This window comes from Pseudomonas prosekii (genome assembly GCF_900105155.1).
Taxonomy (GTDB): Bacteria; Pseudomonadota; Gammaproteobacteria; order Pseudomonadales; family Pseudomonadaceae; genus Aquipseudomonas; species Aquipseudomonas prosekii.
In genome coordinates this window covers 5,964,601-5,990,711 of the sequence record NZ_LT629762.1, presented here as the reverse complement: position 1 = coordinate 5,990,711, position 26,111 = coordinate 5,964,601, and the positions used below count along the sequence as shown (strand labels likewise).

The following is a 26,111-nucleotide window of genomic DNA, read 5'->3' as shown; positions in this document are numbered from 1 at the left end:
CATGTTTAAAAAGATTGCCGCTGTAGCTTTATCCGCTGTTGCCCTGGCTGTTGTTGCACCTTCGGTTTTCGCCGCTGACCCTGCAGGTGGTTGGGACTATACCGGTCTGACTTCGTCCATCGACTTCAGCACCATTTCCGTGGGTGTTCTGGCCGTCGCTGGCATCCTCGCTGGTGTTTACGCCGGTATTAAAGGCGCCAAGATCGTGCTGGGTTTCCTGCGCGGTTAAGTCGCTTGTCAAGGGTGACCTGGGCGTCTTCGGGCGCCCTTTTTTTTCTCAAAATTTGAGGCTGCTACATGGATCAATTCTATTACCTCGCCATGTTTTGTATTGGTTCCGGCTGTTCGTTTGCTGTCTTTTCGGGGTGGTGAAATGAAGCGTCTCCATCTATTGCCTCTTTTGTTTGTTTCGGTGTTTTCTTCCTCTGCTTTTGCTGGTTGGAAATGTAACGCCTCTACGACCGCTGGTTATCCAAATGAATGTTCTAGAGCTGGTGTCCAGGATACTCCAGATGCCTTGATTTCCTCGTTCGTTAGTGCCGTCACTGCTCTTAATACAAATGTCAATCGGAAGGATTATAAAGCCGGTGCTTGCACCATGAATGGCTCTCAGAATGCTATTTGTGCTTACTCTTGGACGTCCTTTGGTACTGTCATGAATAACAGCATCGGCGCTCTGAAAGAGGCTGTAGTTTGTCCTGATACTGTAGAGGTTCGCGGCCCTGATTCCCCGATTATAAAATCTGGCGGTAAAAACTATGTCTCTTGGAAAGAAGATTCTGTTGTTAATGACATTTGTCATAATTCATGTTCTTACATGGCAAGCTCGGTCAATCGTAGCAACTGCTACCTTGCTTCTGGCTCTACTAGCACTGGTTTTTGTAACTTCTTTGTGGGTATTAATTCCGCGTCTCCTACGTGCGCTGCTGAATCCGGATATACCAGCCCGGCCGTTGGAGATCCTCTCGACCCCATTGTTGATCCTGGCGACGGCGGCGACGATGGCACCGACCCTAACCCTGGGGATGGAGGAAACCCAGGCGATGGTAATAACGGTGGGGATGGTGATTCCGGTTTTGACGGTGAGCTCTCTTTCACTAATCCCGGATCGTTGAATGCGGATTCTGTTTTAGACAGTGAGGTTAACGCTGTTCACTACCAAGCTTTTGTTCATGGCATGCAAGTTGATCTTAACCATTCTGGTTTTGGTGTTGCGATGGAGGAATTCCAACAAAAAATCTCCGCCGCTAATTCTGGCGGAACCTGTCCAACTGCTGACATTGCCATTTTAGGAACCATAATTTCGTTTGATGCTCACTGCGCATTGTTTGCCGGAATCTCTCCGATACTTAGTGCTGTTTTTCTTGCGGCTTGGTCATTACTTGCCTTGCGTGTGTTCCTGTCTGCTTGATTTTAGTGGCTAAAAATTGGAGTGATTTATGACTGGTTTTGGTGATTGGCTGTTATCCATCCTGCAAGAGATTTTGCAATTCTTTGTTGATGCTGTTGTTACTATCGCGGATTGGCTTTATCAAGCGCTTCTTGACCTTATTAGCACTAGCTTTATTGTTGGGCTTATTTCTAGCGCTGGCGAGTTGTTTACGGCTATAGACCCTTCGGTCTGGTATTTCCTTAACATTATGCAAATCCCTTTTGGGATCACCGTTGTTAGCAGCGCTTATCTTTTGCGTTTCCTTGTTCGTCGTATTCCGTTCATTGGGTGATTTATGGCTATTCATGCTTATGTTGGTAAACCTGGGCACGGTAAAAGTTATGGCGTTGTCGAGCACGTTATAATCCCTTCGTTGAAACAAGATAGGCATGTGGTCACAAACATACCTTTGTCCATTGATGATCTTCTGTCTACCTACGGGGGGAATATTACTCAATTGCCTGATAATTGGTTTGAGCTTGATGACCTTTCTGAAATTATTCCGCCTGGATCTGTCGCTATCATTGACGAATGTTGGAGGAGGTGGCCTGCGGGCAAAAATGTTAATCAGGCCAATCTTACTGACAAGTCCTTACTTGCTGAGCATAGGCATCGTGTCGATGATAAGAATAATTCGATGCGCGTTGTTCTTGTAACTCAAGACCTTGCTCAAATCTCGTCATGGGTGCGCCTTTTAATTGAGACTACATATCGGATTAGAAAGATCACGAAGAAAACTTTTAAAGTAGATATTTACAACGGCGCTGTCACTGGCGATGCGCCGTCAAAAACAAAATTAATAAGGTCTACAGCAGGCACTTTTAAGTCGTCCGTTTATTCTTTTTATAAATCTGCTACTCAATCAAACTCTGGTGGCGTGGGTGATGAGTCTTCTGCAGATGGCCGTTCAAGTATTCTGCGTTCATTTGGCTTATGGGGTGCGCTAGGTAGTTTTGTTGTTTGTATCGTCCTGGGCGTTTTTTTTGTCAAAAAGTTTTTTACTACCGATCAACCCGGTGTAAAGCATCCGGCTTCGGTTTCTGCTCCAAAACAATCCAGCGCACCTGCGGAGCCTCCAATTTCAACAACATGGCGGCTTGTTGGCTTTGTGCATCCTTCAAAGCCTGATGCATCTTCAAAGGTGGTGTCTGAGGCTCTTGCTTTAGTAGCGGATAACAACGGGAATACTCGGTATATTTCGTTTTCTCATTGCCGATATTTTCCAGATTTTACTGAGGCTTATTGTTTGGTTGACGGCTTCAAGATCACTAATTGGTCATTAAAAAAACCTAATCCTATTACAGGTGGGTTAATTGGGAGTGGTCTTTAGCGTAGCGCTAAGACCGCGCCCAATTAATCAACCGGCTTTCTGGAACTCTTGTCATGAATACCTTTAGTGCTCTTCGCCGTCTTTACGTTGCCGTATTCCTCTTTTTCTTTATTTCCTTCTCTCAGGCAGAAAATGTTCCTCAGCAATTGACCTTTGATTTTCAAACTATTCCAGTTTCGTCCGCTTTACAGCTTTTGGCTGATTATCGCGGTTTGAATCTTGTGCTAGACGAAAATATCCGTGGTTCTCTTTCCATGCGAATGAAGGATGTCACCTGGGATGAAGCCATTGAGTATGTAACATCGGCAAAAGGTCTTTTATATACTGTCGAAGGTAAGTTTTTGCGTGTCAGTGCTTACTCTCGCCCAGGTGATCCATATTCAGCTAATTCGTATCCAGCTGAACAATATTCACAATTACAAAGCCTGTCTTCTGGCGTTAACCCTACCTTCGATGTTTCTATTTTCAAGGTTCACAATATTTTGGCGTCTGATGCAATTAAAGCTTTCCCTCTCGATTCTGGAGAGACTTTGAATTTTGAGGACGGTTCTTCAATCATCGTTGCCAGGATGAGCAAGCCGCGTTTAGAGCAGCTCAAAACCTTGATCGCCGCTGTTGATTACTCCAGGAAGCAGGTGATGATCCAGGCTCGTATTGTCGAGGTGGATCGTTCCTATTCCAAGAACCTGGGCGTTCAATGGGGTGGCACTGTGGGCAGCGGGGCAGGGACTGTTTCAGGCTCTGTGCCGCTTGGTTTTGCCTCTGGTGCCATCGGGGCTGTTGGCATTATTTCAAGCGCTTTGACGCTCGATGCCAGGCTTTCAGCGATGGAGCAGGAAGGTAAGGGCAGGGTGATTTCCAGTCCTCGCGTTTATACCTCTGACCGTCATCAAGCCAAAATTGTTAAAGGTTCTCAGGTTCCTTATCAACAATCGGCCGGCGATGGTGCAACGTCGACATCCTTCAAGCAGGCTGCTTTGTCGCTCGACGTGACTCCGTTCGTTAACGATAAGGGAGTGCTGCTGGATGTCATCCTTTCAAAGGATGAACCTGATTATTCCAATGCCATGAATGGCGTGCCGCCGATCAACACGACGTCGCTTACTTCCCGGGTTTTTTCTCCGTTCGGCCAGACCATTGCCTTGGGCGGGGTTTATTCCGACGTCGATACCACAGTCGTTAAAAGCGTGCCGTTTCTGGGCAAGATTCCTGGCTTCAAATGGTTATTCACCAGCAGCTCTACGGTATCGATCAGCACTGAGCTAGTTCTGTTTCTTACGCCTGTTTTGGTTGACCAAGTCAGGTAGAACCGTCAGGTCAAGGTACGATCCGGTTTGACTTGGCGAGATACCGGCGCGAATATGCTTAGTAAGAGCGCGAAATCAGCTGTCCTGCAGGGCCAAAGCTGATGTAGGAACCCCGGCAACTCTGCAGAATTGGCGTAGGGTGAGACCTCTTATTTAAAGGCGCTTCGGCGCCTTTTTCTTTCATCGGCGGATGCCAGGAAAGATCTAGGCCTAGATGATTGAGCCCTGATAAAAGCACCACCAGAGACACCGAGGCTTCGCATCCAAGGGTACGCATAATGTGGTGCACGTTATGTTAGCGAGGCCGTCCTTCAGGACGAATCAGGCGCCGGGAAAATCGCGCAGCCCCGGCGACTGATTTACACATAGCGTGCATTATGCGTGGCCTTTTTTGATAGCAAAATCTGACCTGGTGATCGAGCTGAGCTAGTAAAAATGCCATCATTTTTGGACTTCAGAAAGGCAAAAGCCCAGTCATTGATGACCGGGCTCTGCAAGTGCCTCAAGGGCTACGTAACGGATATTAACGAGTTCCCGTTTTGCTGCCAAATCTCATGCTAAATGATTGCAAAAGCCAACCAGGTCATGAGCAGTTTCCCCAAATTTGCTATCAAAATGTTCCTTATTCAAAAACTACAATTTCAATTGTTGACCTACCTTTGCAGCGCCTTCTATATTCAGAAGTCGGAGCTATTCACCAATTTTCAAAGGGCATTTATGACTGAAGATCAACTAGTAAAATCGCTGGAAGATGTTTCTGTAGCTGAAGCTTTCAAGAACGCAAAGGGCAGTAAACTCAATGAGTTTCGTATTTTCTGGATTCATAAATCTAGAAATGCGGAGGAAAGCCACATGCAATTTCAACGCACCATGTCTGGTGATCATGAGATTTCTTTAGTCAAGATATCTGAGCTTCAGGAGCACTATCTCAAGCTGTGCCAATACCACTACGTACTTTCCAAAAAGTCCCAGCTTGTGGTCACTGAAGATGCTGAGGTTTTGAGTGCTGTAAACTCACGGCTTGATCAGGCTGAGCAGTGGAAATATTCCGCTGGTGAATGCCTTGATACTCTTCGTGATTGGACCTTTGAAGCAGGTCTGTCCTTATTTTCACGATCTGAGCAGTGACTTAGTATCAAGTCCTTTAATCCAGCCGACCTCGACCTGCCCGTAGGGCATTAGGCGCTTCGCAGATCCTCAGTAGTGCGTTGCAACACCGGCGCCGATACCCCGCAACGCGGGCCGGTCTATCGCCCAAACAAAAACCCCAGCGTTCCTGAGAGCCCTGGGGTTTTCTTCGCGTTCAAAAAGCTTGTAGTCGCCGTGGTGTCACCACGCGCCCTGATTTTCCCAAGGCGTTATCTCGGATATTGCGCGCAGCCTGCGCGGTCCCGTGACGTGTAGCGCTATCCCTTGACAGGTCCCGGCAGGTCCGATGTTTCAGCAACGGTTGGTCACTTGTCCTAGCGGAAGGTACGGCACTCGCCTCGGTGTTGTTTGGCTGCGTTGTTTGATCCCCAGAAATAGCCGATCAGTCCCGTGATACCCACCGGAATGAGCGCTCCAAACCCGAAGCCGTACCCTAATGTCAGGTCTGTGCCCAGGTACTTATTTAGTGCTGTCGGTAGTCCAAACATTAGCAGAGCGCCCAGGACGGCACCGACTACCGCCATGAACTGGCCGGCTTGATGCATTTCTTGTTGCGTAGCTCCCCAGATGACGGTGCCTAGGCAGCCCTGGCAGGTGGAAACACCTTTGTTGAATTCAAAATGACATTGGCCACATGTGTACGTCTCTGCTGACATTTACTGCTCCTTTTTCGATCTGATTTTTGGTTTTTGCTGATTGGGTCTTTGGAGCGAAGCGGGTGGGGGTGCTGTAACACCCCCACTTTGGTATGAAACCTCATACTTTTTCGGCTACCGATTTTTCTCGTAGCGCTTCAGCGGCATCGCGAGATTCTGACGATTTTTGTTTTCTTCCTTGTGAGCGTCATCAAATGCGCGGATACGCTCCAGCTCAAATACTCGCTCTTGAACAAGCATGGCCCGGATCACCCGTTTTACCGTTTGACGTGTCTCTTCCTCGGTTTTTCCAAGCTCGCGGACGAGCAGTGCTAAGTCGCCATCCTCAGTCATTTCATCGTCATCAAACATGATCTGATCTGCAGAACATCCTAGAGAGATGATCAGCTTTTTTAGGTTGTCGGCTCTAGGGCTTGAGATTTCGCGCTCAATGTCGGCCACCGTCCTTTCTGGCATTCCGCTCAGTTTCGCCAGCTCCTTCAGATCAAGGTTCTGCCTTAGGCGCTCCTGCCTGATTCTGCTGCCGATACCCATATCTGTCTCCAAAATCACAGTAAACCGTTCTAATTTACCGATTATCCGACAAAAACCGTTTCTTTTCTCTTGACTCGTGTAGCTGCATCGCTATTATCTCGGTATTCCTCCTTTTCAGGAACGGAATACGCGCTTACAGAGTCTGCTGGGCTGGTGGCTTTTTTGCCCTGGAGATACTGAGAGCCTTACCTATGCGGTTAGCCGCATGTGCTTGCAGGGATTTTGATGTTTTACGACTGGATCAAGGCATCTCAGGATTACTCCTTCGACCTTCGAAAGGTAGGCAACATTCTCCTTCGTCGTGTAGATGCTGAAAGCAATGAGGTTCTCAGTGAGTCCGCTCCTCCGTTTCATGCAGAGGGTAGCTACTGCACTACCTTCAAGATCAACGTTTGTGGTCGTCGATTAACTGTTGATGGTAATTCCTCACGTATTAATCGACTTGACAACGTTTTTGGCATTGAACGCCTCGATGACAATATGAAGGTCATTAATGCAGTTCTCGCTGACTGGGATCTACCTCCACTGACTAAATGCACAAAAGTCGAACATCTTCAAAATGGAGGTTCCCTTACAGACGGCGCTGTTTTTCACCGTCTTGATTTAACTGACAATTTTTCAGTAGGGAAGGGGAATGAACGAGCTTTCTTACGCGGCATATCTAGTCAGCGCTTTCGTAACTCCATTGGTTATTTGTATCCGGACGGAAACACCACTGTTTGGACTCCTAAAGGTGGTGAGAAAGCAGGTCGTTTGGTGTATCCAGGAAACTATAATAAGGCCGCTGAATTAGAAGCGCACTTACTCCCTAAAGTTAAAAAAACTTATGGCGAGGATTCGGACGAATATACATATGTGCGAGATTTAAGAGATTGGTGCGCATCTGTAGGCATGGTTCGTTCTGAAATCAAGTTGAGATCAGAATTTTTAAAGCGTGAGCGCCTTTGCCATTGGGGCCTTTTTGACGAAGACAGACTGCGGCATATACACCGCGACTTTTTAACTGTAGGCGACCGAATGAAGGTGACCGCCATGGACATTACTAGCATTTCTGAACAGCTGTTAGCTGAGAACATTTGTGATTCTATGCAAGCTGCGGGACGTACTGCGGGTTATGCGTATGAGTGGATGAATGGAAAGAAGTTCGACCTCACAAAGTCTGCTGTTAAGGTGCATCGCGCTCGTCTACGACAAATTGGTATTGATATTAAGTTGCCTTTTGACAGCTCGCGTCATGGCGTTGTTTTTCTTCGCAATGTACGGGAAGTTGAACGTAATTTCGAACTCGGCATGCCTTCGTTTTATCGACCAGCCTCGATACCTGGTCGTCTAAGATTGGTGGCTGCATGAAAAACGTTTGTTTTCAAGGAACAGCACTTAGTCCTGGTCAGCGTCGACAGTTGGTGTTTCAGCAGAAGGTCCGTGCGGCTTTCAGTAACCCTGTTCTGAATCAGCAAGTATCACAAACTATTGAGTTTCTTGAAGCACGGAAAGAACAGGGCGTAAAGCCTCAACAGATCTGGTTTTTTGACACGCAAGAAATAGGAACAATATCCATTGCAGAATGGATGGGCTTCTGATGGATAGAGTTGCTTATCAGAATCTACGTTTTGCTGTGGAGGCAGAGTTTATAAATGCACTTAACAATCCTCAATGTGATGAGCGTGCTGGGATTAATAATCTTATGCGTTTGTTTCTATCTGCACTGGCTCAGCAAGAAGTAAATCGGCAGCGCTCTCGCCGTGAATTTAAAACCTTCAGGCGTGAACCTGATGTAATTGTGCCCGGCTGGGCATTTCACCCCCCAGTGGAAAAATGAAAGAATGAAAATCCTTAAAGGCGTAATCGTCGATGTTCTTGATAAAGGCACACCAGAAAAGCCCTGGGCCATTGTTGGTATTCAGGCCGAAAGTGTTAACCGGAACGGGATGAAACAGTTTGAGCTGTTCGAGCTTTCTGTTTTCGGCGATGCGGTCAAAAATGGCCTTCATAATGTTTATCGTGCACAAAAAGGTGTTGAGGTTTATGTGCCGTTCACAGTTTCTTATAACGAACGTTATAAAGAATTGAATTTCCAGCTCGCCGGTCTCCCTCTTCGCCTTGAAGAACAGCGACCTGTTCAAGCTGCTTCTTCGACCTCGCAGAAGTCTGCGTAATGTCCGGTTTACTGCATTGCCCTGGTGATTTAATTATTCAGGGCGGTGCTCCCTCGTGTTCGGTCGATTGGGTTTCTGTTCCTTACATTGTCCCTTTTGATCCTTCACAACTTGATCCAGTTATCTTGGCTCAAGCCTTTGGCGCGGGATTCACATTGGTAGCTAGCTTTATGGTTATGTCGATGGGAATTCGTGCGTTTTTAAACTTCATCAAACAATCCTGAGGATTCATCATGTTTAAAAAGATTGCCGCTGTAGCTTTATCCGCTGTTGCCCTGGCTGTTGTTGCACCTTCGGTTTTCGCCGCTGACCCTGCAGGTGGTTGGGACTATACCGGTCTGACTTCGTCCATCGACTTCAGCACCATTTCCGTGGGTGTTCTGGCCGTCGCTGGCATCCTCGCTGGTGTTTACGCCGGTATTAAAGGCGCCAAGATCGTGCTGGGTTTCCTGCGCGGTTAAGTCGCTTGTCAAGGGTGACCTGGGCGTCTTCGGGCGCCCTTTTTTTTCTCAAAATTTGAGGCTGCTACATGGATCAATTCTATTACCTCGCCATGTTTTGTATTGGTTCCGGCTGTTCGTTTGCTGTCTTTTCGGGGTGGTGAAATGAAGCGTCTCCATCTATTGCCTCTTTTGTTTGTTTCGGTGTTTTCTTCCTCTGCTTTTGCTGGTTGGAAATGTAACGCCTCTACGACCGCTGGTTATCCAAATGAATGTTCTAGAGCTGGTGTCCAGGATACTCCAGATGCCTTGATTTCCTCGTTCGTTAGTGCCGTCACTGCTCTTAATACAAATGTCAATCGGAAGGATTATAAAGCCGGTGCTTGCACCATGAATGGCTCTCAGAATGCTATTTGTGCTTACTCTTGGACGTCCTTTGGTACTGTCATGAATAACAGCATCGGCGCTCTGAAAGAGGCTGTAGTTTGTCCTGATACTGTAGAGGTTCGCGGCCCTGATTCCCCGATTATAAAATCTGGCGGTAAAAACTATGTCTCTTGGAAAGAAGATTCTGTTGTTAATGACATTTGTCATAATTCATGTTCTTACATGGCAAGCTCGGTCAATCGTAGCAACTGCTACCTTGCTTCTGGCTCTACTAGCACTGGTTTTTGTAACTTCTTTGTGGGTATTAATTCCGCGTCTCCTACGTGCGCTGCTGAATCCGGATATACCAGCCCGGCCGTTGGAGATCCTCTCGACCCCATTGTTGATCCTGGCGACGGCGGCGACGATGGCACCGACCCTAACCCTGGGGATGGAGGAAACCCAGGCGATGGTAATAACGGTGGGGATGGTGATTCCGGTTTTGACGGTGAGCTCTCTTTCACTAATCCCGGATCGTTGAATGCGGATTCTGTTTTAGACAGTGAGGTTAACGCTGTTCACTACCAAGCTTTTGTTCATGGCATGCAAGTTGATCTTAACCATTCTGGTTTTGGTGTTGCGATGGAGGAATTCCAACAAAAAATCTCCGCCGCTAATTCTGGCGGAACCTGTCCAACTGCTGACATTGCCATTTTAGGAACCATAATTTCGTTTGATGCTCACTGCGCATTGTTTGCCGGAATCTCTCCGATACTTAGTGCTGTTTTTCTTGCGGCTTGGTCATTACTTGCCTTGCGTGTGTTCCTGTCTGCTTGATTTTAGTGGCTAAAAATTGGAGTGATTTATGACTGGTTTTGGTGATTGGCTGTTATCCATCCTGCAAGAGATTTTGCAATTCTTTGTTGATGCTGTTGTTACTATCGCGGATTGGCTTTATCAAGCGCTTCTTGACCTTATTAGCACTAGCTTTATTGTTGGGCTTATTTCTAGCGCTGGCGAGTTGTTTACGGCTATAGACCCTTCGGTCTGGTATTTCCTTAACATTATGCAAATCCCTTTTGGGATCACCGTTGTTAGCAGCGCTTATCTTTTGCGTTTCCTTGTTCGTCGTATTCCGTTCATTGGGTGATTTATGGCTATTCATGCTTATGTTGGTAAACCTGGGCACGGTAAAAGTTATGGCGTTGTCGAGCACGTTATAATCCCTTCGTTGAAACAAGATAGGCATGTGGTCACAAACATACCTTTGTCCATTGATGATCTTCTGTCTACCTACGGGGGGAATATTACTCAATTGCCTGATAATTGGTTTGAGCTTGATGACCTTTCTGAAATTATTCCGCCTGGATCTGTCGCTATCATTGACGAATGTTGGAGGAGGTGGCCTGCGGGCAAAAATGTTAATCAGGCCAATCTTACTGACAAGTCCTTACTTGCTGAGCATAGGCATCGTGTCGATGATAAGAATAATTCGATGCGCGTTGTTCTTGTAACTCAAGACCTTGCTCAAATCTCGTCATGGGTGCGCCTTTTAATTGAGACTACATATCGGATTAGAAAGATCACGAAGAAAACTTTTAAAGTAGATATTTACAACGGCGCTGTCACTGGCGATGCGCCGTCAAAAACAAAATTAATAAGGTCTACAGCAGGCACTTTTAAGTCGTCCGTTTATTCTTTTTATAAATCTGCTACTCAATCAAACTCTGGTGGCGTGGGTGATGAGTCTTCTGCAGATGGCCGTTCAAGTATTCTGCGTTCATTTGGCTTATGGGGTGCGCTAGGTAGTTTTGTTGTTTGTATCGTCCTGGGCGTTTTTTTTGTCAAAAAGTTTTTTACTACCGATCAACCCGGTGTAAAGCATCCGGCTTCGGTTTCTGCTCCAAAACAATCCAGCGCACCTGCGGAGCCTCCAATTTCAACAACATGGCGGCTTGTTGGCTTTGTGCATCCTTCAAAGCCTGATGCATCTTCAAAGGTGGTGTCTGAGGCTCTTGCTTTAGTAGCGGATAACAACGGGAATACTCGGTATATTTCGTTTTCTCATTGCCGATATTTTCCAGATTTTACTGAGGCTTATTGTTTGGTTGACGGCTTCAAGATCACTAATTGGTCATTAAAAAAACCTAATCCTATTACAGGTGGGTTAATTGGGAGTGGTCTTTAGCGTAGCGCTAAGACCGCGCCCAATTAATCAACCGGCTTTCTGGAACTCTTGTCATGAATACCTTTAGTGCTCTTCGCCGTCTTTACGTTGCCGTATTCCTCTTTTTCTTTATTTCCTTCTCTCAGGCAGAAAATGTTCCTCAGCAATTGACCTTTGATTTTCAAACTATTCCAGTTTCGTCCGCTTTACAGCTTTTGGCTGATTATCGCGGTTTGAATCTTGTGCTAGACGAAAATATCCGTGGTTCTCTTTCCATGCGAATGAAGGATGTCACCTGGGATGAAGCCATTGAGTATGTAACATCGGCAAAAGGTCTTTTATATACTGTCGAAGGTAAGTTTTTGCGTGTCAGTGCTTACTCTCGCCCAGGTGATCCATATTCAGCTAATTCGTATCCAGCTGAACAATATTCACAATTACAAAGCCTGTCTTCTGGCGTTAACCCTACCTTCGATGTTTCTATTTTCAAGGTTCACAATATTTTGGCGTCTGATGCAATTAAAGCTTTCCCTCTCGATTCTGGAGAGACTTTGAATTTTGAGGACGGTTCTTCAATCATCGTTGCCAGGATGAGCAAGCCGCGTTTAGAGCAGCTCAAAACCTTGATCGCCGCTGTTGATTACTCCAGGAAGCAGGTGATGATCCAGGCTCGTATTGTCGAGGTGGATCGTTCCTATTCCAAGAACCTGGGCGTTCAATGGGGTGGCACTGTGGGCAGCGGGGCAGGGACTGTTTCAGGCTCTGTGCCGCTTGGTTTTGCCTCTGGTGCCATCGGGGCTGTTGGCATTATTTCAAGCGCTTTGACGCTCGATGCCAGGCTTTCAGCGATGGAGCAGGAAGGTAAGGGCAGGGTGATTTCCAGTCCTCGCGTTTATACCTCTGACCGTCATCAAGCCAAAATTGTTAAAGGTTCTCAGGTTCCTTATCAACAATCGGCCGGCGATGGTGCAACGTCGACATCCTTCAAGCAGGCTGCTTTGTCGCTCGACGTGACTCCGTTCGTTAACGATAAGGGAGTGCTGCTGGATGTCATCCTTTCAAAGGATGAACCTGATTATTCCAATGCCATGAATGGCGTGCCGCCGATCAACACGACGTCGCTTACTTCCCGGGTTTTTTCTCCGTTCGGCCAGACCATTGCCTTGGGCGGGGTTTATTCCGACGTCGATACCACAGTCGTTAAAAGCGTGCCGTTTCTGGGCAAGATTCCTGGCTTCAAATGGTTATTCACCAGCAGCTCTACGGTATCGATCAGCACTGAGCTAGTTCTGTTTCTTACGCCTGTTTTGGTTGACCAAGTCAGGTAGAACCGTCAGGTCAAGGTACGATCCGGTTTGACTTGGCGAGATACCGGCGCGAATATGCTTAGTAAGAGCGCGAAATCAGCTGTCCTGCAGGGCCAAAGCTGATGTAGGAACCCCGGCAACTCTGCAGAATTGGCGTAGGGTGAGACCTCTTATTTAAAGGCGCTTCGGCGCCTTTTTCTTTCATCGGCGGATGCCAGGAAAGATCTAGGCCTAGATGATTGAGCCCTGATAAAAGCACCACCAGAGACACCGAGGCTTCGCATCCAAGGGTACGCATAATGTATATTATGTTAAATCATGTATTACACCCAGCGCTAATCCCTACTGTCTGTTCCCAGTCACCTACGAACGAAATCTCACAACCCCCCAAAACGTTCAAAATCATAAGCCGCCGGACGGCTCAAGCAATTCGGGCGCTGCATGCGTTTGGAAAATCTTGCTAACCACAGTCCAATTGCCTTCGACTTTCAGCAAATGAAAGAAGTCGGTGAAAGAAATGCCTGACATATCGTTGGCGTCAATTCGAGCACTAGCGACGGTACCGACGATCTCTATGCGCGTGATAGCAGCCTTTGCGTCAGGGGATGGACGAAAACCCTTGTCGATCCCATCGAACAAGATTTGAATTGCTCCGCCGGACAACTTGCCATCGGCACCGACGCTGTACATCGTTGCATTTTCGCTGAACGCGGGCTTCATGATGCTGCTCTTGGCCTGTCTGCAGCCCTCTATGTACTTGTTCAACGCCTCAGTAATAGCTTGGTATTCGTCCACGTAAGTAGTTTTGTTCATTGTTTTATTACTGATGACTTGCGGGTCGCCCGGTAGGTTTTCTGCTTGAGCAATCGCGCTAAAGCTCGAAATCAGGGCGAAAAAATACAAACTCTTGATAAAAGTGATTTTCATACTTAACTCTTGATTCAATAAGTAAGGTGATTTCTACAGGTACACCGTAACCTGCGGATTCTTTTTTCTTGAAACTACTCACTCAGCCTGGTTTTGAGCTCTTGAGATGCCTGCTCGATTGCGGTGCGAGGTGCCGGCAGATGGCTAAATGCGTTCGAAAGCCCAAAATCGTGAATCATGCCGTTGTAGCGTACCGACTTAACAGCTACACCCGCAGCGTCGAGCTTGCGACCGTAAGCCTCAGCTTCATCGCGTAAAACATCAAATTCGGCGGTCTGGATCAGGGTCGGCGGCAAGCCCTTCAGTTGCTCGGTCGTCGCCTGTAGCGGTGACGCATAAATCTGTTTGCGTGCCTGGGCGTCGGGTGTGTACTTGTCCCAGAACCACAGCATCAAGTCCTTCGTCAGGTAGTAACCGTTGGCAAACTCCTTATAGGACGGGGTGTCGAAGTTCCCATCCGTCACTGGACAAAGCAACACTTGCGAGCGCAGCGCGGGTGCGCCCTTCTCGTTCGCCATCAAGGCAACCACGGCCGCGATGTTCCCGCCTGCGCTGTTGCCAGCCAGGGCGAGGCGCGTGCCGTCTACCTTGATATCTTCGCCATGTTCGGCAACCCATTTTGTTGCGGCATAGGCTTGCTCGGTAGCGACGCCATATGCTGCCTCTGGCGAGAGGCTGTAGTTGACGAAGACCGCGACCGCACCCGAGCCTGCAACCAGGTCACGCACCAGTCGTTCGTGGGTCGGGAAGTCGCCCAGTACCCAGCCGCCGCCGTGGAAATACATGAACGCGGGCAGCGTCTTGTGTTGGCTACCGGTCGGACGCACGATGGTCAACTTCAGATCGCTGCCATTGACGCGTATCGTCATCTCGCTGACATCAGCTTCCGCCAAGGCTACTTAAGGGGCAGCCTGGGCACCCGCCAGCGCGGCACGGGCATCGACTGGCGTCATGGAGTCGAGCGTCTGGCCTCCTTCAAGCGATTGCAAGAGTTTCGCCGTGTTTTGCTCAACTCCCGGGTATGTGGTGGCGGATGCAGTACCAGGCGCAAGAGCAACGACGGTAGGAGCGAAAGCAGAAGTTAGGGTTTTCATGACGTTTCCATTTTTTATGCATGAGTGCTGGGAAGCCTCAACTACCGCAGACTCAAGCACGACAGAGGTTCAAGACGCGGCGTGGGTGTGAAAGATCTTGCTGACGACCGTCCACTGGCCATCGACTTTCAACAAATGGAAAAAGTCGGTGAAGGAAATGCCTGACATATCGTTGGCGTCGATGCGCGCGCTGGCTGCCGTACCGACAATTTCAATGCGTACGATAGCTGCCGGTGCATCTGGAGATGGGCGAAAACCCTCGTCGATCCCCTTGAACAGGATTGCAATTGCGCCGCCGGCCAGCTTGCCGTCGCCATCGACGCTAAACATCGTCGCTTGCTCATTGAAAGCAGGCTTCATGATGCTGCTCTTTGCTTGCTTGCAGCCCTCAATGTACTTGTTCAGCACCTCGGTGATGGCTTGGTATTCGTGTACGTAAGTAGGTTTGCTCATGGTTTTACTCCTGCTTCGTTAGATTGAGTTGAGGACTAGCCCCTTCCAGTCACCTGCTTAAGACGTGGACTAATTCACGCTTTGGTATCAAGCCATACAGAACCGTAACGAGTATAGGCAGCAGGAATCTCAATGATTTCTTTCAAATCATCCGCTGCAGTGCGCACCCAGAACGGATCACGCAGCATTTGCCGCCCGACAAATACCAGGTCAGCTCGGCCGTTTTGCAGGATTTCTTCGGCTTGACGACCATTCTGGATTAAACCCACGGCACCCGTAGCAATATGCAGTTCCTTACGCAGCAACTCAGCGGCCGGTACTTGGTAACCTGGATAGGTCTGAACCTTGATCATCTTGATCCCGCCAGAGCTGCAGTCGATCAGATCGACGCCCTGCTCTTTCATCCAGCGACCGTACTCAAGGAATGACTCAGGCGTATTTCCACCTTCGGCGTAATCAGAACTTGAGATCCGAACAAACAAAGGGCGATCGCCCCAATGGGTTTTGACCTCCTCCAACACTTCGCGCAGGAAGCGATAGCGACGCTTGGCATCACCGCCATATTCGTCATCGCGGGTGTTAGCCAGCGGCGAGAGAAATTCACTCAACAAGTAACCGTGCGCGGCATGGATCTCGAGTACATCGAATCCAGCGTCGCTGGCACGCCGTGCGGCATCGCCGTAAAGCTTAACCAAACCCGGAATTTCATCCGCCGCGAGTTCGCGAGGGACAGGGCTGGCATCCGTGAACGGAATCGCCGAAGGTGCAATATGAATAAGGTTGGGCAGATCGGCATTGCGTCCTGCATGACCGATTTGTGCACCAGCTTTTGCACCAAAACTGTGGAGCAGTCCAGTCAGAGACTTTAAGCCGACAACATGTTCATCACTCCAGATACCAAGATCACCGGCACCGATACGACCATCGGCCTGTATAGCCAGCGTTTCCGGAAAAATCAGCGCCGTCTGGCCCAGAGCGCGCGCTCCATAATGAACCCGGTGCCAGTCAGTGACGAAGCCATCATCCGCTGCCATATGCATGCACATAGGGGACATGACGACCCGGTTTTTCAGTTTGAGGCCTTTGATTTGGTGGGGGGATAGCAACAAGCTCATCTAGCGGATTCCATAACGGTCAATATGGAATCATGCTAGCTTACGCAGCACCTACGCGTAAGTACGCACAATTTTGTGCTGTAGGCACACTTTTTATACCATGGTGATAGCAGTGAAAAAATGTAACCCTCAAGACGAAATTGAAGCCTTCGCTTGTCCCGTCGCGTTTACTGTCGGTGTCATTGGTGGAAAATGGAAATCGCTCATACTGTTCCACTTGATGTCTGGAACGAAGCGCTTCAACGAACTTCGGCGCCTAATCCCAGATATCACTCAGCGGATGCTGACTCTCCAGTTGAGAGAGCTGGAAGTTGATGGGGTTATTCATCGAGAGATCTATCGCGAGGTACCGCCAAAGGTGGAGTATTCGCTGACGGAATTGGGTAACTCTCTCGCACCCTTGGTGAGTGCCATGCGGGAATGGGGAGCGGTTCATGAGCGTAAGATTTTGGAACTCAGGCGCTCCGCGGTACCGGTAAGTTTGGTCGCCTCCTCCCCCACCATTTGATCACGCGAGGGCGTTGTGCTTCAGCACTGCTTTGGCCTCAATACTCCCTAACGTGATCGGCGACTACCTCTCGTGCCCAAGCGATGACGAGTTCATCCGGCACCCGACAATAGGCGCTGTATTACTTCTGATAATCAAGTCTCGTCCAATGCTGGATATATTTAGCCGACTATCATCAGCTTCCAGCGCCCGTTATATTCAAGTTTAGAATACTTGCCTGGCCAAGACTGTACGTGTCAATTCTCTGAAATGTTCAATGCCGGATGAGAAACAACTGAAGACTATTGTGACCATCCACGATCAGTCCTCGTATGAGTTCCTGATAATGCTCTGCTGTATTCAAATCTTGCAGGTCGAAGCTCGCAGACCAATTGATGAACGTCTTGGACTGTCCAGTGATAGAGGCCAGTTTCACCGTGGCAACATAGTTGTCCAGCGGTAATGGCGCCTCTTCGAAGCGGTAGGATAGCGTTGTGTTGTGATCATCGACCGATAACAAACGCTCCCTGACAACTGCGCCATCGGCCAGCGTGAGTCTGCGAATACAGCCGACCAATCCATCAGGTTGGTTGTCCTCAATGCTGCTTTCGACGATCGACGGATGCCATTTATGAATCTCTCCAAATTTTTTCAACACGCTCCAGGCGTGTCCTGTATTGCTGTCCAAGACAGCGGAAAACTCAACCATCGGCATCGTGTATTTCCCTTCAAATATGTGCTGCAAGCGCACGGCGAGTCGGCGCAACTACAAAGTTGATACGTGGATCGTCGAGCGCCTGTTTCAGAAACTCGTGTCCAACGAGCCCCTTAGCGCAAACCAAAACCAACGTCATGGTGAGCAACGCTCCTGAGCAAGCCTGCGAACCGCGTCGGAGACTGGCGTGTCGCCCTGAGTGAGCTCAATAATGACCCGACTCACGTTGGGCTGATCGATCAACTCGGCAAGTGTCGCTGCTACGTCATCTCTTGAAACTTCACCGTAAGGAATAGCGACGTCAGCACGGATTTTGCCACTGCCGGTGTCATCCAGAAGCGTTCCTGGGCGGACAATCACCCAATCCAAACCCGTCCCCACCAAGTGAGCATCAGCTCGTTTTTTCACGGCAATGTAATTTTCGAAACCTTCCGATACCGGGCCGCCACGCAGCGCATCGGGGAAGGCCGAGACCAGAATGAAACGCCTGACACCTGCCTGAATGGTTGCGGCCACTGCCAACTCCAATCCCCGACCGTCAATCGCATTGGTCAGATCCATACCTGCGCCGCCTGCCCCTGCCGTGAAGACCACGGCATCAACGCCCGACATAAGTCGCGCCATTTGGACTGGATCAAGTTCAAGCAAATTGCCTTTAACGGACGTCGCGCCCAGGGCCGCAAGCTCACTCCCCTGCTCCGGGTTCCGATGCAGTGCGATCGCTTCGTGACCTCGTCCGACGAGTTGCTTAATCAATCGTCGCCCTACTCTGCCAGCGGCGCCGATGATGAAAACCTTACTCATGATCGCTTCTCCATTTAACGATGAACGAGCTCCGATCCCGGCATTGATTCAACCGGGATCGGTGAGCGCTCAACCTTCGAACTGGTGATAAACCTTGGCGATGACCTTCCAGGTGCCGTCGATTTTGATCAGGGTCAGGTAGTCGTTGTAGTCGGCACCGATCGCGTCATTTTCCATATCGACACGCACCACGGCTGTCGTGGGTGTGATTGCCAGTATGTCGAGGCGAGTCGTAATTTCTGGAGCGTTGCCGTTCTTCTGAACGAAATCAAACAGATTCTTGATCGGGCCGCCAAGCAGTTCACCATTGGTGAAACCGTACATCACGGCGTCTTTATGGAAAGCTTGAGCAACGCCTTCTGCACTGCCCACACGCAGACCTTCTACGTATTGATTGGCAGTAGCGATGACAGCGTTGTACTCGGAGGTTGGTACTGCCTTGATGTTCTTGGACATGGTTCTCTCCTTTCATTTCATTAGAGCAACGTAAAACACACCTCGCCAGATGCGCTCAAATACTCAGGCGCTCGGATGGGTGTGGTAAATCTTGCTGACGATCGTCCACTTGTCCTCTACCTTCAGCAGGTTGAAGAAGTCGGTGAAGCGAAATCCCGAAACGTTGTCGGTATCGACCCGAGCACTGGCGGCAGTGCCCACGATGTCAATGCGAACGATCGCGGCTTTGGCTTCGGGAGATGGGCGGAAAGAGTTGTCGATGATGTCGTACAGATTCTGGATCGCGCCGCCGACGAGCTTGTCGCCGTCGACGCCAAACATGGTTGCTTGCTCGTTGAACGCGGGCTTCATCAAAGTGCTGTCAGCCTTGGCACCACCTTCGTTGTACTGACTCAGAACAGCAACGATCGCGTCGTATTCCTGAACGTAAGTTGGATTGCTCATGATGTACTCCTGGTTGCATGTTGCCGGTGACCTTTTGGTCAATCGGACACGGGAAACTCAAACGACAATTACCAATCCTGGCGAGTCGGCGAGATGATCAGATCGTTGACGGTGACGTTTTCCGGTTGGTTGAGCGCGTAGATCACAGCGCGGGCGATATCGTCAGGCGCAATGGCAATACGGTTCAGCTCTTGGGCAGCCTTACGCCCTTCAGGATCGCTGACCTTGTCCGCCCAGCCGGTATTGATCACGCCAGGGCTGACGGTGTTGACGCGGATGCCATGCTGCACGCCCAACTCCTTTCGCATGGATTCGGTCATGGCCTGGACGAAGAATTTGGTAGCGCTGTAAACACCCGCCGCCGGCCCAACCTGGTGTCCTGCAACGGAGTCCATGTTGAGAATCTGCCCGGATTTCTGTTCGAGCATGAATGGCAATACAGCAGCAATAGTGTTGAGGTAGCCCTTGATGTTCACATCGATCATCTTTTCCCAATCCTGCACGGCCAGATCGACCCAGTTGGAAAAGAGCATCAGGCCGGCGTTGTTGACCAGGATGTCCACGGCGCCATAGGTGTCCTGTGCAAATTTCGCGAGCGCTTTGGTTTGATCCAGGTGGGTAACGTCTGTGGTGAAAGCGACCACGTCGCTCCCGGCCTCACGCAGTTCTGCAACAAACGCTTCCAGCCCTTTCTGATCGTGTGCTGCCGCTACCACGCGGACGCCCTCTGAGGCCAATGCGCGGGTGGTGGCAGCACCAATGCCGGAAGATGCGCCAGTAACGATGGCGACCTTGTTTTGCAGATAATTCATATTCAAGTACCTCTTGTGCGACGAAATGGTTTCGCGACCGAGCCTCCCCGCGCCGAACTGACGCAGGGGAAATCTCTAATTAGTTGGAGTTGGCCGTTGGCCAATCGATGTAGCCCTTGGCGCCTCCGCCGTAGTAACTCTCGCGCGGAGCTATGGTCAGCTCGACACCGCGACGCAGTCGCTCTACCAGGTCGGGGTTGGCAATGAACAATCGACCAAACGCCACGGCATCAATCCGCCCTTGCGCCCTGCGCTCCAGCGCTATTTCCAGGTCATAGTTGTTGTTGCCAATGTACGAACCTTCGAACTGCGCACTCAGCGCGTCCAGATCCACCCCTTCAGGAACGGTACGAGAGGTGGCTGTCGCGCCTTCGACGAAATGCAGATAGGCCAAATTGAATCTGTTCAACTGTTGAATGAGGTAACCGTAGGTCGCCATGACGTTGCTGTCTGGAGGCGTGTTACCTGCATCAGGCGTTACTGGTGAAAGGCGGATGCCGACCCGGTCACTGCCCCAAATTGCTACCACGGCTTCGGTGACTTCAAGTGTCAGTCGTGTTCGATTTTCGATGGAGCCACCGTACTGGTCAGTCCGGTGGTTGGTGGAATCACGCAGGAACTGGTCGAGCAGATAACTGTTGGCAGAATGGACTTCCACACCGTCGAAACCGGCTCGCTTGGCATTTTCTGCCGCATGCCTGTATTGCTCGATGATCCCCGGGATCTCTGAAGTCTCAAGCGCCCGAGGCATGGACACTTCGACCATGCCATTGTTGGTGTAGGTGGTACCTTCGGCCTTGATTGCCGAGGGCGCGACCGGCGCTTCGCCGTTTGGCTGCAACTCAACGCTGGAGAAGCGACCTACGTGCCACAGTTGACTGACGATCTTGCCGCCTGCCGCGTGAACTGCGTCGGTGACTTTTTTCCAGCCTGCCACCTGCTCTTCCGACCAGATACCCGGCGTCATGGCATAGCCACGCCCCTGAGCAGAAATGTTCGTGGCCTCGGCGATGATCAAACCGGCGGTGGCACGCTGGGCGTAATAGGTCGCGTGCATTTCATTCGGCACGCCGTCGTCGGCCATTCGGCTGCGAGTCACGGGGGCCATTACAATTCTGTTAGCCAGTTGCAGCGCGCCCATATTCGTGGGCGAAAAAAGATCGGTGTCTATAGCAATATCAGTCATGCAAACTCCAATTAAATAGACCGGTCGTCTAGTAAAAATCTTAAAAAAAACGCCCCTATGCCAGCAGGCGCTCACTCGTCATTAATGCCGTGTCAAAGGCAGCTGTGGTATTGCGGACTTTCACCAGCAGTGATGCCCCCAACCACAATTGATACAGCGATTCAGCCAGGGATTCCGCGTCTTGAGTCGAAGTGATTGAGCCATCAGCCATTCCTTGCTGAACACACCGCGTGATTCTCTCGATGATCAGCGCGGTGCCCTCCTCCAGTACGCCGCGCATGTCTTCCGACAGGTCGCACACTTCGGCGCCGAGTTTCACCACCAGGCATTTCTCCTCGGGATGATCGAAAGCCTGCGTCTTCGCCCAATAGCGCAAATAGCCAAGGAGCCGCTCGGCGCCCGTCCCTTGCGCCGCCATAACAACGTCTACCCGCCCGATGTACTCCTGAAAGTATTCTTCCAATAGTGCCTGGCCGAATTCTTCTTTGGAGCGGAAGTAGTGATAAAACGACCCTTTGGGTACGCCCGCCGCCTTCAGCACTTCCATAAGACCGACAGCGGTGTAGCCCTTGTGGGTCATCAATGCCTTCGCTACATCGATGATGTGTTGTCGCATGTCTTGAGTAGGTTTTTTCATAGTGGGAAAGCCTAAACAAAACTAGACCGGTCGTCTAGAAGCGCTTTTGAATATCTGACGAACGACTAGACGCCAGCTGCTGGATGAGCCAGCGCGGGTTCCAGTTCGACCCTTTCCCACTTGGCGATCACCAAAGGTGCGATGGCATTGCCCAATACGTTCAACGTGGTGGTACCGCTGTCGATAATCCTGAAAATGCCGGCAATCAACGCCACCCCCTCCAACGGCAGCCCGGCAGACGCCAATGTCGCTGACAAGATGATGATGGCAAAACCCGGCACCCCTGCTGCGCCTTTCGAAGTCAGCACCATCGTCACCACCAACAGGATCTGCTGCGACAGCGACAGGTCAATGCCATAGAGCTGCGCCACGAAAATCGTCGCCACACCGAGAAAAATCGATGCGCCATCCAGGTTGAACGCATAACCCACCGGCACCACAAAACTGACGATCCGACGCGGTACACCGTAGTTCTCCAATCGCGTCATCAGCTGCGGCATGACGGCGGCTGACGCGGCACTCGAAAACGCCAGAATCAACTCATTGCGAAAGTAGCGGATCAACTTGAAAATGTTTTCGCCAATCAAGTAGCAAATACCGCCGAGTATCACCAATGCGAAAACAATCAGCGCCAGATAAACCACCCCGATTAACTTGAGCAACGGCAACAACGAGGCGAAACCAAACGTCGCCACGGTCGCGCCGATCATCCCAAACACACCGATCGGTGCGTAAGCCATGACGATTGAGACGACCTTGAACATCGCATCGGAAAGGCTCTGAACTACCGCGATGAAAGGTGCGCTTTTGTCCTTCGGCAGAGCGTTCAATGCCATGCCCAACAGCACGGCGAAAAACAGCACGGACAGCAACTTCGCTTCTGACATGGCAACCAGCACATTGTCAGGGACGATGTTTTGCAAGATGACCAATGCGCCTTTGGACGGCTCCAGAGTGATCGCTGCAGTACCGTGCGAAATACCGGAAATGTCAGTGCCCGTACCCGGCTCGAAAACGTTGGCGAAACACAAGCCGATGACAATGGCCAAGGCTGTAATCGCAAAAAAGTAGCCCAGCGATTTTATCCCCATGCGGCCAAACGACTTGTTATCGCCGCCGCCTGCGATGCCCAGAATCATGCAACAGAACACAATCGGTACAACCACCATCTTCATCATCTTGATAAAGATGTCACCGAGCGGTTTGAGGATCTCCGCACTCACCCATGTCTGATAGTGCGGATGCGTATTGAAGTACCAACCGACAAGCACGCCAAGCAACAGCCCGGCAACGATTTGCCACACCAAGGGAATACGTTTCATGTCTAGCCTTCTTGTTGGAATGAAAGGTCTGCGTCTATTCGCAGTTGCTAGAGTCATGAGCTTCCAGCTCACTTGAGATCAAATGGCACAACGCGGTTGTGCCATGGGTGTTGTTACTTGGCGAAGAGCTGGCTCATATCCTTGAAAGCCTTGAACTCAAGAGCGTTGCCGCACGGATCAAACAAAAACATGGTGGCTTGCTCGCCCACTTGGCCTTTGAAACGAATGTACGGTTCGATCACGAATTCGGTACCAAACGACTTCAGACGTTCGGCCAGTGCCTCCCACTGTTCCCAACCTAAAATGATGCCGAAGTGCGGAACTGGAACATCGTGTCCGTCAACCGGGTTGCTATGCACGCTTTCCTGCGAAGCGGTTTTTGGATGTTCGTGAATCACCAGTTGGTGACCATAAAAATCGAAATCTACCCACTGCGTGCTGGAGCGCCCTTCTTCAAGACCAAAAACCTCACCGTAAAAGGTGCGAGCTGCAGCCAGGTCATAAACAGGGATTGCGAGGTGGAATGGCGAGAGGCTCATCAGAACTCCAAATATTTTTTGTTGGTTGGCGAACATTTCCACCGTCATTGGCTCTCTGGATTCAGCCGTTGCCGGGGATGTGAGACATCGTAGGACGGGAAACCAAACATAAAAATCAATATATATTTCTTAGAAACACAACTAATATTTGTGAATGATCAAAGAACTGAAGACACTCATTGCGGTGGCGCGGGAAGGCACATTCGCCGCTGCCGGCAACAAGATCGGCCTGACTCAGGCCGCCGTGAGCGCGCAAATCCAGCGCCTTGAAGCCGAACTTGGGTTCGAAATTTTCGACAGGAGAGGACGCTCGGCCCATCTCAACAAAATGGGCCACCAGATACTTTTGCAGGCGCAAGAGCTGCTGAGGCTTTACGACAATTTGGGCTCTACAACGCTGGGCAAGCCTCCCAGCGTGCTGGTCAACATCGGCGCGATCGCATCCGTGCAGCGCTCCTATTTGCCAGATGCGCTAGCAAAGTTTCACCGACAGTGTCCGCAGTGCCGCACACGTGTCATCCCGGGCCTTTCAATGGAGCTGGTGAACCTCGTCGACGCCGGCGAGATCGACATGGCCGTGATCATTCGCCCGCCCTTCTCCCTTCAAAGTGACCTGCGCTGGACGACGTTGGCGCTAGAGCCCTACCGACTGATCGTGCCACGTGACCTAGAGGGAGAAGACTGGTCGGAACTGCTGTCCAGCCAGCCCTTTATTCGCTATGACCGATCATCCTTCGGCGGCAGACAGGTCGATCGTTTCCTGCGGCAGATGCATTTCACCTTGCGGGAGGTTTGCGAACTGGATGAACTGGAGGCCATCATCAAGCTGGTTGAAAATGGTGTAGGCATAGCGTTGGTGCCGCAGACGAACACCCATCAAGAATGGCCAGCTGGTGTACGAGCTCTCGATCTGGGACAGCATACCTTTCACCGTGATATCGGGCTGGTGCATCGGTCTCGACAGAGTTTTACGGAGCCTGTGCGAATTCTGGCCCAGCTTATAAGTGATCAGGTAATAGCCGTTTCTGAATAACAACCTCCAAGCAAAAAGGGCCCAATAGGGCCCTTTTGTGCTCACACCAAAATCACTTGCGAGGTTTATATGCGAATGGCGCACTCGTCGAACTACCCTACCCGACAAACGATGTTCGACTCATGACCAAGGCTGCGTCCGAAGCCGTCAATCGTCTCTTTCGACCGGGCTTCAAGTACAGCAAGGCGGAAGTTCTGCTGATGGATCTACACTGTGGACGGTGAAAGCCAGGTAGCAGGCCAGCAATTTATATAAGCGGGATATCGTGACCGGCTGCTAACGGCAAGAAGCAGCCTGCCGCATTTTCTTAACTGGACGACATTGCAGATGAACATACCCGCGCCCTGCCCGCGTTCTTCGCTTCATAAAGTTGCTTGTCCGCAGCTTCTATCAAAGCCTCGAATCCCAGTTCGTCAGTGGGCGTCAATGTTGCGACACCTAGAGAGATTGTCAGCACATGATCGACATCAGAAGCAGAATGTTCGATACCCAATGTCCGAACACGTTCTTGCATTCTTTCTGCAATCTCCACCGCACCAGAAAGAACTGTATTGGGCAGAACGCAGGCGAACTCTTCGCCACCATACCGAGCGACTAGGTCGTAGGGCCGTCTAACCGTTGCAGATAATGTTTGGGCAACGGACTTCAAGCAGTCATCTCCAGCCTGGTGTCCGTATCGGTCGTTGTAGCGTTTGAAATAGTCGACATCCACCAAAATGAGCGACAGCGGCTTTTGTTCTCGAAAGCACAGACGCCAATCTGCCAATATGTCCTCATTAAATTTGCGTCGATTGGCTACCCCGGTAAGACCATCTATCAATGCCATTGAACGCAGCAGATCGCTCTGTAGTTTCAGGGTGAGATGTGTTCGCACACGTGCTCTGACAATGGTGGTATTGATGGGTTTGCTGATGAAGTCCACCGCGCCAAGCTCCAATCCTAGCACCTCATCTGAGTCCTGCTGCTGTGCGGTAATGAAGATGATGGGGATGTCTTGGGTCATAGGGTCAACCTTGAGTCGACGGCATACTTCATGCCCGTCCATACCCTCCATGACCACGTCCAGCAGAATCAAATCGGGCAGTTGGGCCTGGCATACGCTGATTGCCTGCTCACCGCTGGTGGCCATGAACACATCACAGTCCTCACGAAATAGCTCATGAAGTACCCGGATATTAGTCGGTTGGTCGTCGACAATAAGGAGTTTTGGACGGTTAAAGGAATGCGGTAACCAGGTTTTCAT

34 protein-coding genes and 1 pseudogene are annotated in these 26,111 nt (G+C 50.2%); 19 read left to right on the top strand and 16 right to left on the bottom strand.

Translation table 11 applies throughout. The features are described from left to right. The first annotated feature begins 1 nt into the window (after window position 1). The 6 genes from BLU01_RS27015 (at window position 2) to BLU01_RS26990 (ending at window position 5,197) form a co-directional block, all read left to right on the top strand. Window positions 2–229, top strand: a complete 228-nt coding sequence (locus tag BLU01_RS27015) for a hypothetical protein (RefSeq protein ID WP_092281219.1) — start codon at window positions 2–4, stop codon at window positions 227–229. 144 nt (window positions 230–373) lie between these two features. Next, on the top strand, window positions 374–1,411 hold the full coding sequence (locus BLU01_RS27695; protein WP_157720194.1) for a hypothetical protein: 1,038 nt from the start codon (window positions 374–376) through the stop codon (window positions 1,409–1,411). A 28-nt stretch (window positions 1,412–1,439) separates the two neighbouring features. Beyond that, entirely contained in the window at window positions 1,440–1,724 is a 285-nt protein-coding gene (locus BLU01_RS27005; protein WP_092281215.1) for a DUF2523 family protein, read from the top strand. 3 nt (window positions 1,725–1,727) lie between these two features. Beyond that, complete coding sequence (locus BLU01_RS27000) at window positions 1,728–2,762, top strand: zonular occludens toxin domain-containing protein (protein WP_092281213.1); 1,035 nt, start codon at window positions 1,728–1,730, stop codon at window positions 2,760–2,762. A 53-nt stretch (window positions 2,763–2,815) separates the two neighbouring features. Continuing rightward, on the top strand, window positions 2,816–4,069 hold the full coding sequence (locus BLU01_RS26995) for a hypothetical protein (protein WP_092281211.1): 1,254 nt from the start codon (window positions 2,816–2,818) through the stop codon (window positions 4,067–4,069). Between the two features lie 717 nt (window positions 4,070–4,786). Continuing rightward, the gene (locus BLU01_RS26990) at window positions 4,787–5,197 is read left to right on the top strand and encodes a hypothetical protein (RefSeq protein WP_157720196.1); all 411 of its coding nucleotides are present in this window, start codon (window positions 4,787–4,789) and stop codon (window positions 5,195–5,197) included. Window positions 5,198–5,532: 335 nt separating this feature from the next. Here BLU01_RS26990 and BLU01_RS26985 read toward each other — a convergent pair whose 3' ends face one another. After that, a complete protein-coding gene (locus tag BLU01_RS26985; protein WP_092281231.1) occupies window positions 5,533–5,874 on the bottom strand; it encodes a hypothetical protein in 342 nt (113 codons plus the stop codon). A 114-nt stretch (window positions 5,875–5,988) separates the two neighbouring features. Next, window positions 5,989–6,408, bottom strand: coding sequence for a helix-turn-helix domain-containing protein (locus BLU01_RS26980; RefSeq protein ID WP_092281229.1), 420 nt, complete (start codon window positions 6,406–6,408; stop codon window positions 5,989–5,991). A 225-nt stretch (window positions 6,409–6,633) separates the two neighbouring features. On the opposite strand from BLU01_RS26980, the gene BLU01_RS26975 reads away from it, so the two are divergent. The 10 genes from BLU01_RS26975 to BLU01_RS26935 all read left to right on the top strand — a co-directional run bounded on the left by BLU01_RS26975 (window position 6,634) and on the right by BLU01_RS26935 (window position 12,865). Further along, a complete protein-coding gene (locus tag BLU01_RS26975) occupies window positions 6,634–7,758 on the top strand; it encodes a phage/plasmid replication domain-containing protein (protein WP_092281227.1) in 1,125 nt (374 codons plus the stop codon). Continuing rightward, on the top strand, window positions 7,755–7,988 hold the full coding sequence (locus tag BLU01_RS26970) for a hypothetical protein (RefSeq protein ID WP_092281225.1): 234 nt from the start codon (window positions 7,755–7,757) through the stop codon (window positions 7,986–7,988). Before BLU01_RS26975 ends, BLU01_RS26970 begins: the two co-directional genes overlap by 4 nt. Then, the gene (locus BLU01_RS26965; RefSeq protein ID WP_092281223.1) at window positions 7,988–8,227 is read left to right on the top strand and encodes a hypothetical protein; all 240 of its coding nucleotides are present in this window, start codon (window positions 7,988–7,990) and stop codon (window positions 8,225–8,227) included. Before BLU01_RS26970 ends, BLU01_RS26965 begins: the two co-directional genes overlap by 1 nt. 4 nt (window positions 8,228–8,231) lie before the next feature. Next, complete coding sequence (locus BLU01_RS26960) at window positions 8,232–8,564, top strand: hypothetical protein (RefSeq protein WP_092281221.1); 333 nt, start codon at window positions 8,232–8,234, stop codon at window positions 8,562–8,564. Continuing rightward, window positions 8,564–8,788 carry a hypothetical protein gene (locus BLU01_RS27690; protein WP_157720195.1) on the top strand — a complete coding sequence of 75 codons (225 nt, stop codon included), beginning with the start codon at window positions 8,564–8,566 and terminating at the stop codon, window positions 8,786–8,788. The genes BLU01_RS26960 and BLU01_RS27690 overlap by 1 nt, the downstream gene beginning before the upstream one ends. A gap of 9 nt (window positions 8,789–8,797) precedes the next feature. Next, on the top strand, window positions 8,798–9,025 hold the full coding sequence (locus tag BLU01_RS26955) for a hypothetical protein (protein WP_092281219.1): 228 nt from the start codon (window positions 8,798–8,800) through the stop codon (window positions 9,023–9,025). Window positions 9,026–9,169: 144 nt separating this feature from the next. Next, window positions 9,170–10,207, top strand: a complete 1,038-nt coding sequence (locus BLU01_RS27685; RefSeq protein ID WP_157720194.1) for a hypothetical protein — start codon at window positions 9,170–9,172, stop codon at window positions 10,205–10,207. Between the two features lie 28 nt (window positions 10,208–10,235). Continuing rightward, a complete protein-coding gene (locus BLU01_RS26945; protein ID WP_092281215.1) occupies window positions 10,236–10,520 on the top strand; it encodes a DUF2523 family protein in 285 nt (94 codons plus the stop codon). Between the two features lie 3 nt (window positions 10,521–10,523). Continuing rightward, window positions 10,524–11,558, top strand: coding sequence for a zonular occludens toxin domain-containing protein (locus BLU01_RS26940; protein ID WP_092281213.1), 1,035 nt, complete (start codon window positions 10,524–10,526; stop codon window positions 11,556–11,558). A 53-nt stretch (window positions 11,559–11,611) separates the two neighbouring features. Then, a complete protein-coding gene (locus tag BLU01_RS26935) occupies window positions 11,612–12,865 on the top strand; it encodes a hypothetical protein (protein ID WP_092281211.1) in 1,254 nt (417 codons plus the stop codon). Window positions 12,866–13,246: 381 nt separating this feature from the next. On the opposite strand, the gene BLU01_RS26930 is transcribed toward BLU01_RS26935, so the two are convergent. The 4 genes from BLU01_RS26930 to namA all read right to left on the bottom strand — a co-directional run bounded on the left by BLU01_RS26930 (window position 13,247) and on the right by namA (window position 16,433). Next, window positions 13,247–13,657 carry a nuclear transport factor 2 family protein gene (locus BLU01_RS26930; protein WP_092281759.1) on the bottom strand — a complete coding sequence of 137 codons (411 nt, stop codon included), beginning with the start codon at window positions 13,655–13,657 and terminating at the stop codon, window positions 13,247–13,249. 188 nt (window positions 13,658–13,845) lie between these two features. After that, window positions 13,846–14,664 (bottom strand): alpha/beta hydrolase, encoded by an 819-nt coding sequence (locus BLU01_RS26925; RefSeq protein WP_231987121.1) that lies wholly within the window; start codon window positions 14,662–14,664, stop codon window positions 13,846–13,848. Window positions 14,665–14,934: 270 nt separating this feature from the next. After that, window positions 14,935–15,318 (bottom strand): nuclear transport factor 2 family protein, encoded by a 384-nt coding sequence (locus BLU01_RS26920; protein ID WP_092281209.1) that lies wholly within the window; start codon window positions 15,316–15,318, stop codon window positions 14,935–14,937. Between the two features lie 74 nt (window positions 15,319–15,392). Further along, window positions 15,393–16,433, bottom strand: coding sequence for an NADPH dehydrogenase NamA (gene namA, locus BLU01_RS26915; protein ID WP_092281207.1), 1,041 nt, complete (start codon window positions 16,431–16,433; stop codon window positions 15,393–15,395). Between the two features lie 112 nt (window positions 16,434–16,545). On the opposite strand from namA, the gene BLU01_RS26910 reads away from it, so the two are divergent. Continuing rightward, window positions 16,546–16,941, top strand: a complete 396-nt coding sequence (locus tag BLU01_RS26910) for a winged helix-turn-helix transcriptional regulator (protein ID WP_092281758.1) — start codon at window positions 16,546–16,548, stop codon at window positions 16,939–16,941. A gap of 253 nt (window positions 16,942–17,194) precedes the next feature. Here BLU01_RS26910 and BLU01_RS26905 read toward each other — a convergent pair whose 3' ends face one another. From BLU01_RS26905 to BLU01_RS26865, 9 genes are all read right to left on the bottom strand, one after another. Next, entirely contained in the window at window positions 17,195–17,635 is a 441-nt protein-coding gene (locus BLU01_RS26905; protein WP_092281205.1) for an SRPBCC family protein, read from the bottom strand. Window positions 17,636–17,770: 135 nt separating this feature from the next. Continuing rightward, on the bottom strand, window positions 17,771–18,439 hold the full coding sequence (locus BLU01_RS26900) for an NAD(P)-binding oxidoreductase (protein WP_092281204.1): 669 nt from the start codon (window positions 18,437–18,439) through the stop codon (window positions 17,771–17,773). A gap of 69 nt (window positions 18,440–18,508) precedes the next feature. Continuing rightward, a complete protein-coding gene (locus BLU01_RS26895; protein ID WP_092281203.1) occupies window positions 18,509–18,895 on the bottom strand; it encodes a nuclear transport factor 2 family protein in 387 nt (128 codons plus the stop codon). Window positions 18,896–18,958: 63 nt separating this feature from the next. Further along, window positions 18,959–19,339 (bottom strand): nuclear transport factor 2 family protein, encoded by a 381-nt coding sequence (locus BLU01_RS26890; RefSeq protein ID WP_092281201.1) that lies wholly within the window; start codon window positions 19,337–19,339, stop codon window positions 18,959–18,961. 68 nt (window positions 19,340–19,407) lie between these two features. Beyond that, window positions 19,408–20,151 (bottom strand): SDR family oxidoreductase, encoded by a 744-nt coding sequence (locus tag BLU01_RS26885; RefSeq protein WP_092281199.1) that lies wholly within the window; start codon window positions 20,149–20,151, stop codon window positions 19,408–19,410. Window positions 20,152–20,230: 79 nt separating this feature from the next. Further along, a complete protein-coding gene (locus tag BLU01_RS26880) occupies window positions 20,231–21,337 on the bottom strand; it encodes an alkene reductase (protein WP_092281197.1) in 1,107 nt (368 codons plus the stop codon). A 55-nt stretch (window positions 21,338–21,392) separates the two neighbouring features. Beyond that, window positions 21,393–21,974, bottom strand: coding sequence for a TetR/AcrR family transcriptional regulator (locus BLU01_RS26875; protein ID WP_092281195.1), 582 nt, complete (start codon window positions 21,972–21,974; stop codon window positions 21,393–21,395). Between the two features lie 65 nt (window positions 21,975–22,039). Continuing rightward, on the bottom strand, window positions 22,040–23,296 hold the full coding sequence (locus BLU01_RS26870) for a cation:dicarboxylate symporter family transporter (RefSeq protein WP_092281193.1): 1,257 nt from the start codon (window positions 23,294–23,296) through the stop codon (window positions 22,040–22,042). A gap of 113 nt (window positions 23,297–23,409) precedes the next feature. After that, the gene (locus BLU01_RS26865; RefSeq protein WP_039762906.1) at window positions 23,410–23,835 is read right to left on the bottom strand and encodes a VOC family protein; all 426 of its coding nucleotides are present in this window, start codon (window positions 23,833–23,835) and stop codon (window positions 23,410–23,412) included. Window positions 23,836–23,989: 154 nt separating this feature from the next. Here BLU01_RS26865 and BLU01_RS26860 point away from each other — a divergent pair, with 154 nt between their 5' ends. Then, the gene (locus BLU01_RS26860; protein ID WP_092281191.1) at window positions 23,990–24,868 is read left to right on the top strand and encodes a LysR substrate-binding domain-containing protein; all 879 of its coding nucleotides are present in this window, start codon (window positions 23,990–23,992) and stop codon (window positions 24,866–24,868) included. Between the two features lie 68 nt (window positions 24,869–24,936). Continuing rightward, a pseudogene (locus tag BLU01_RS26855) lies at window positions 24,937–25,077 on the top strand (DNA polymerase V subunit UmuC); the annotation flags it as partial. 98 nt (window positions 25,078–25,175) lie between these two features. Here BLU01_RS26855 and BLU01_RS26850 read toward each other — a convergent pair. After that, a complete protein-coding gene (locus BLU01_RS26850) occupies window positions 25,176–26,111 on the bottom strand; it encodes a diguanylate cyclase (protein ID WP_231987119.1) in 936 nt (311 codons plus the stop codon).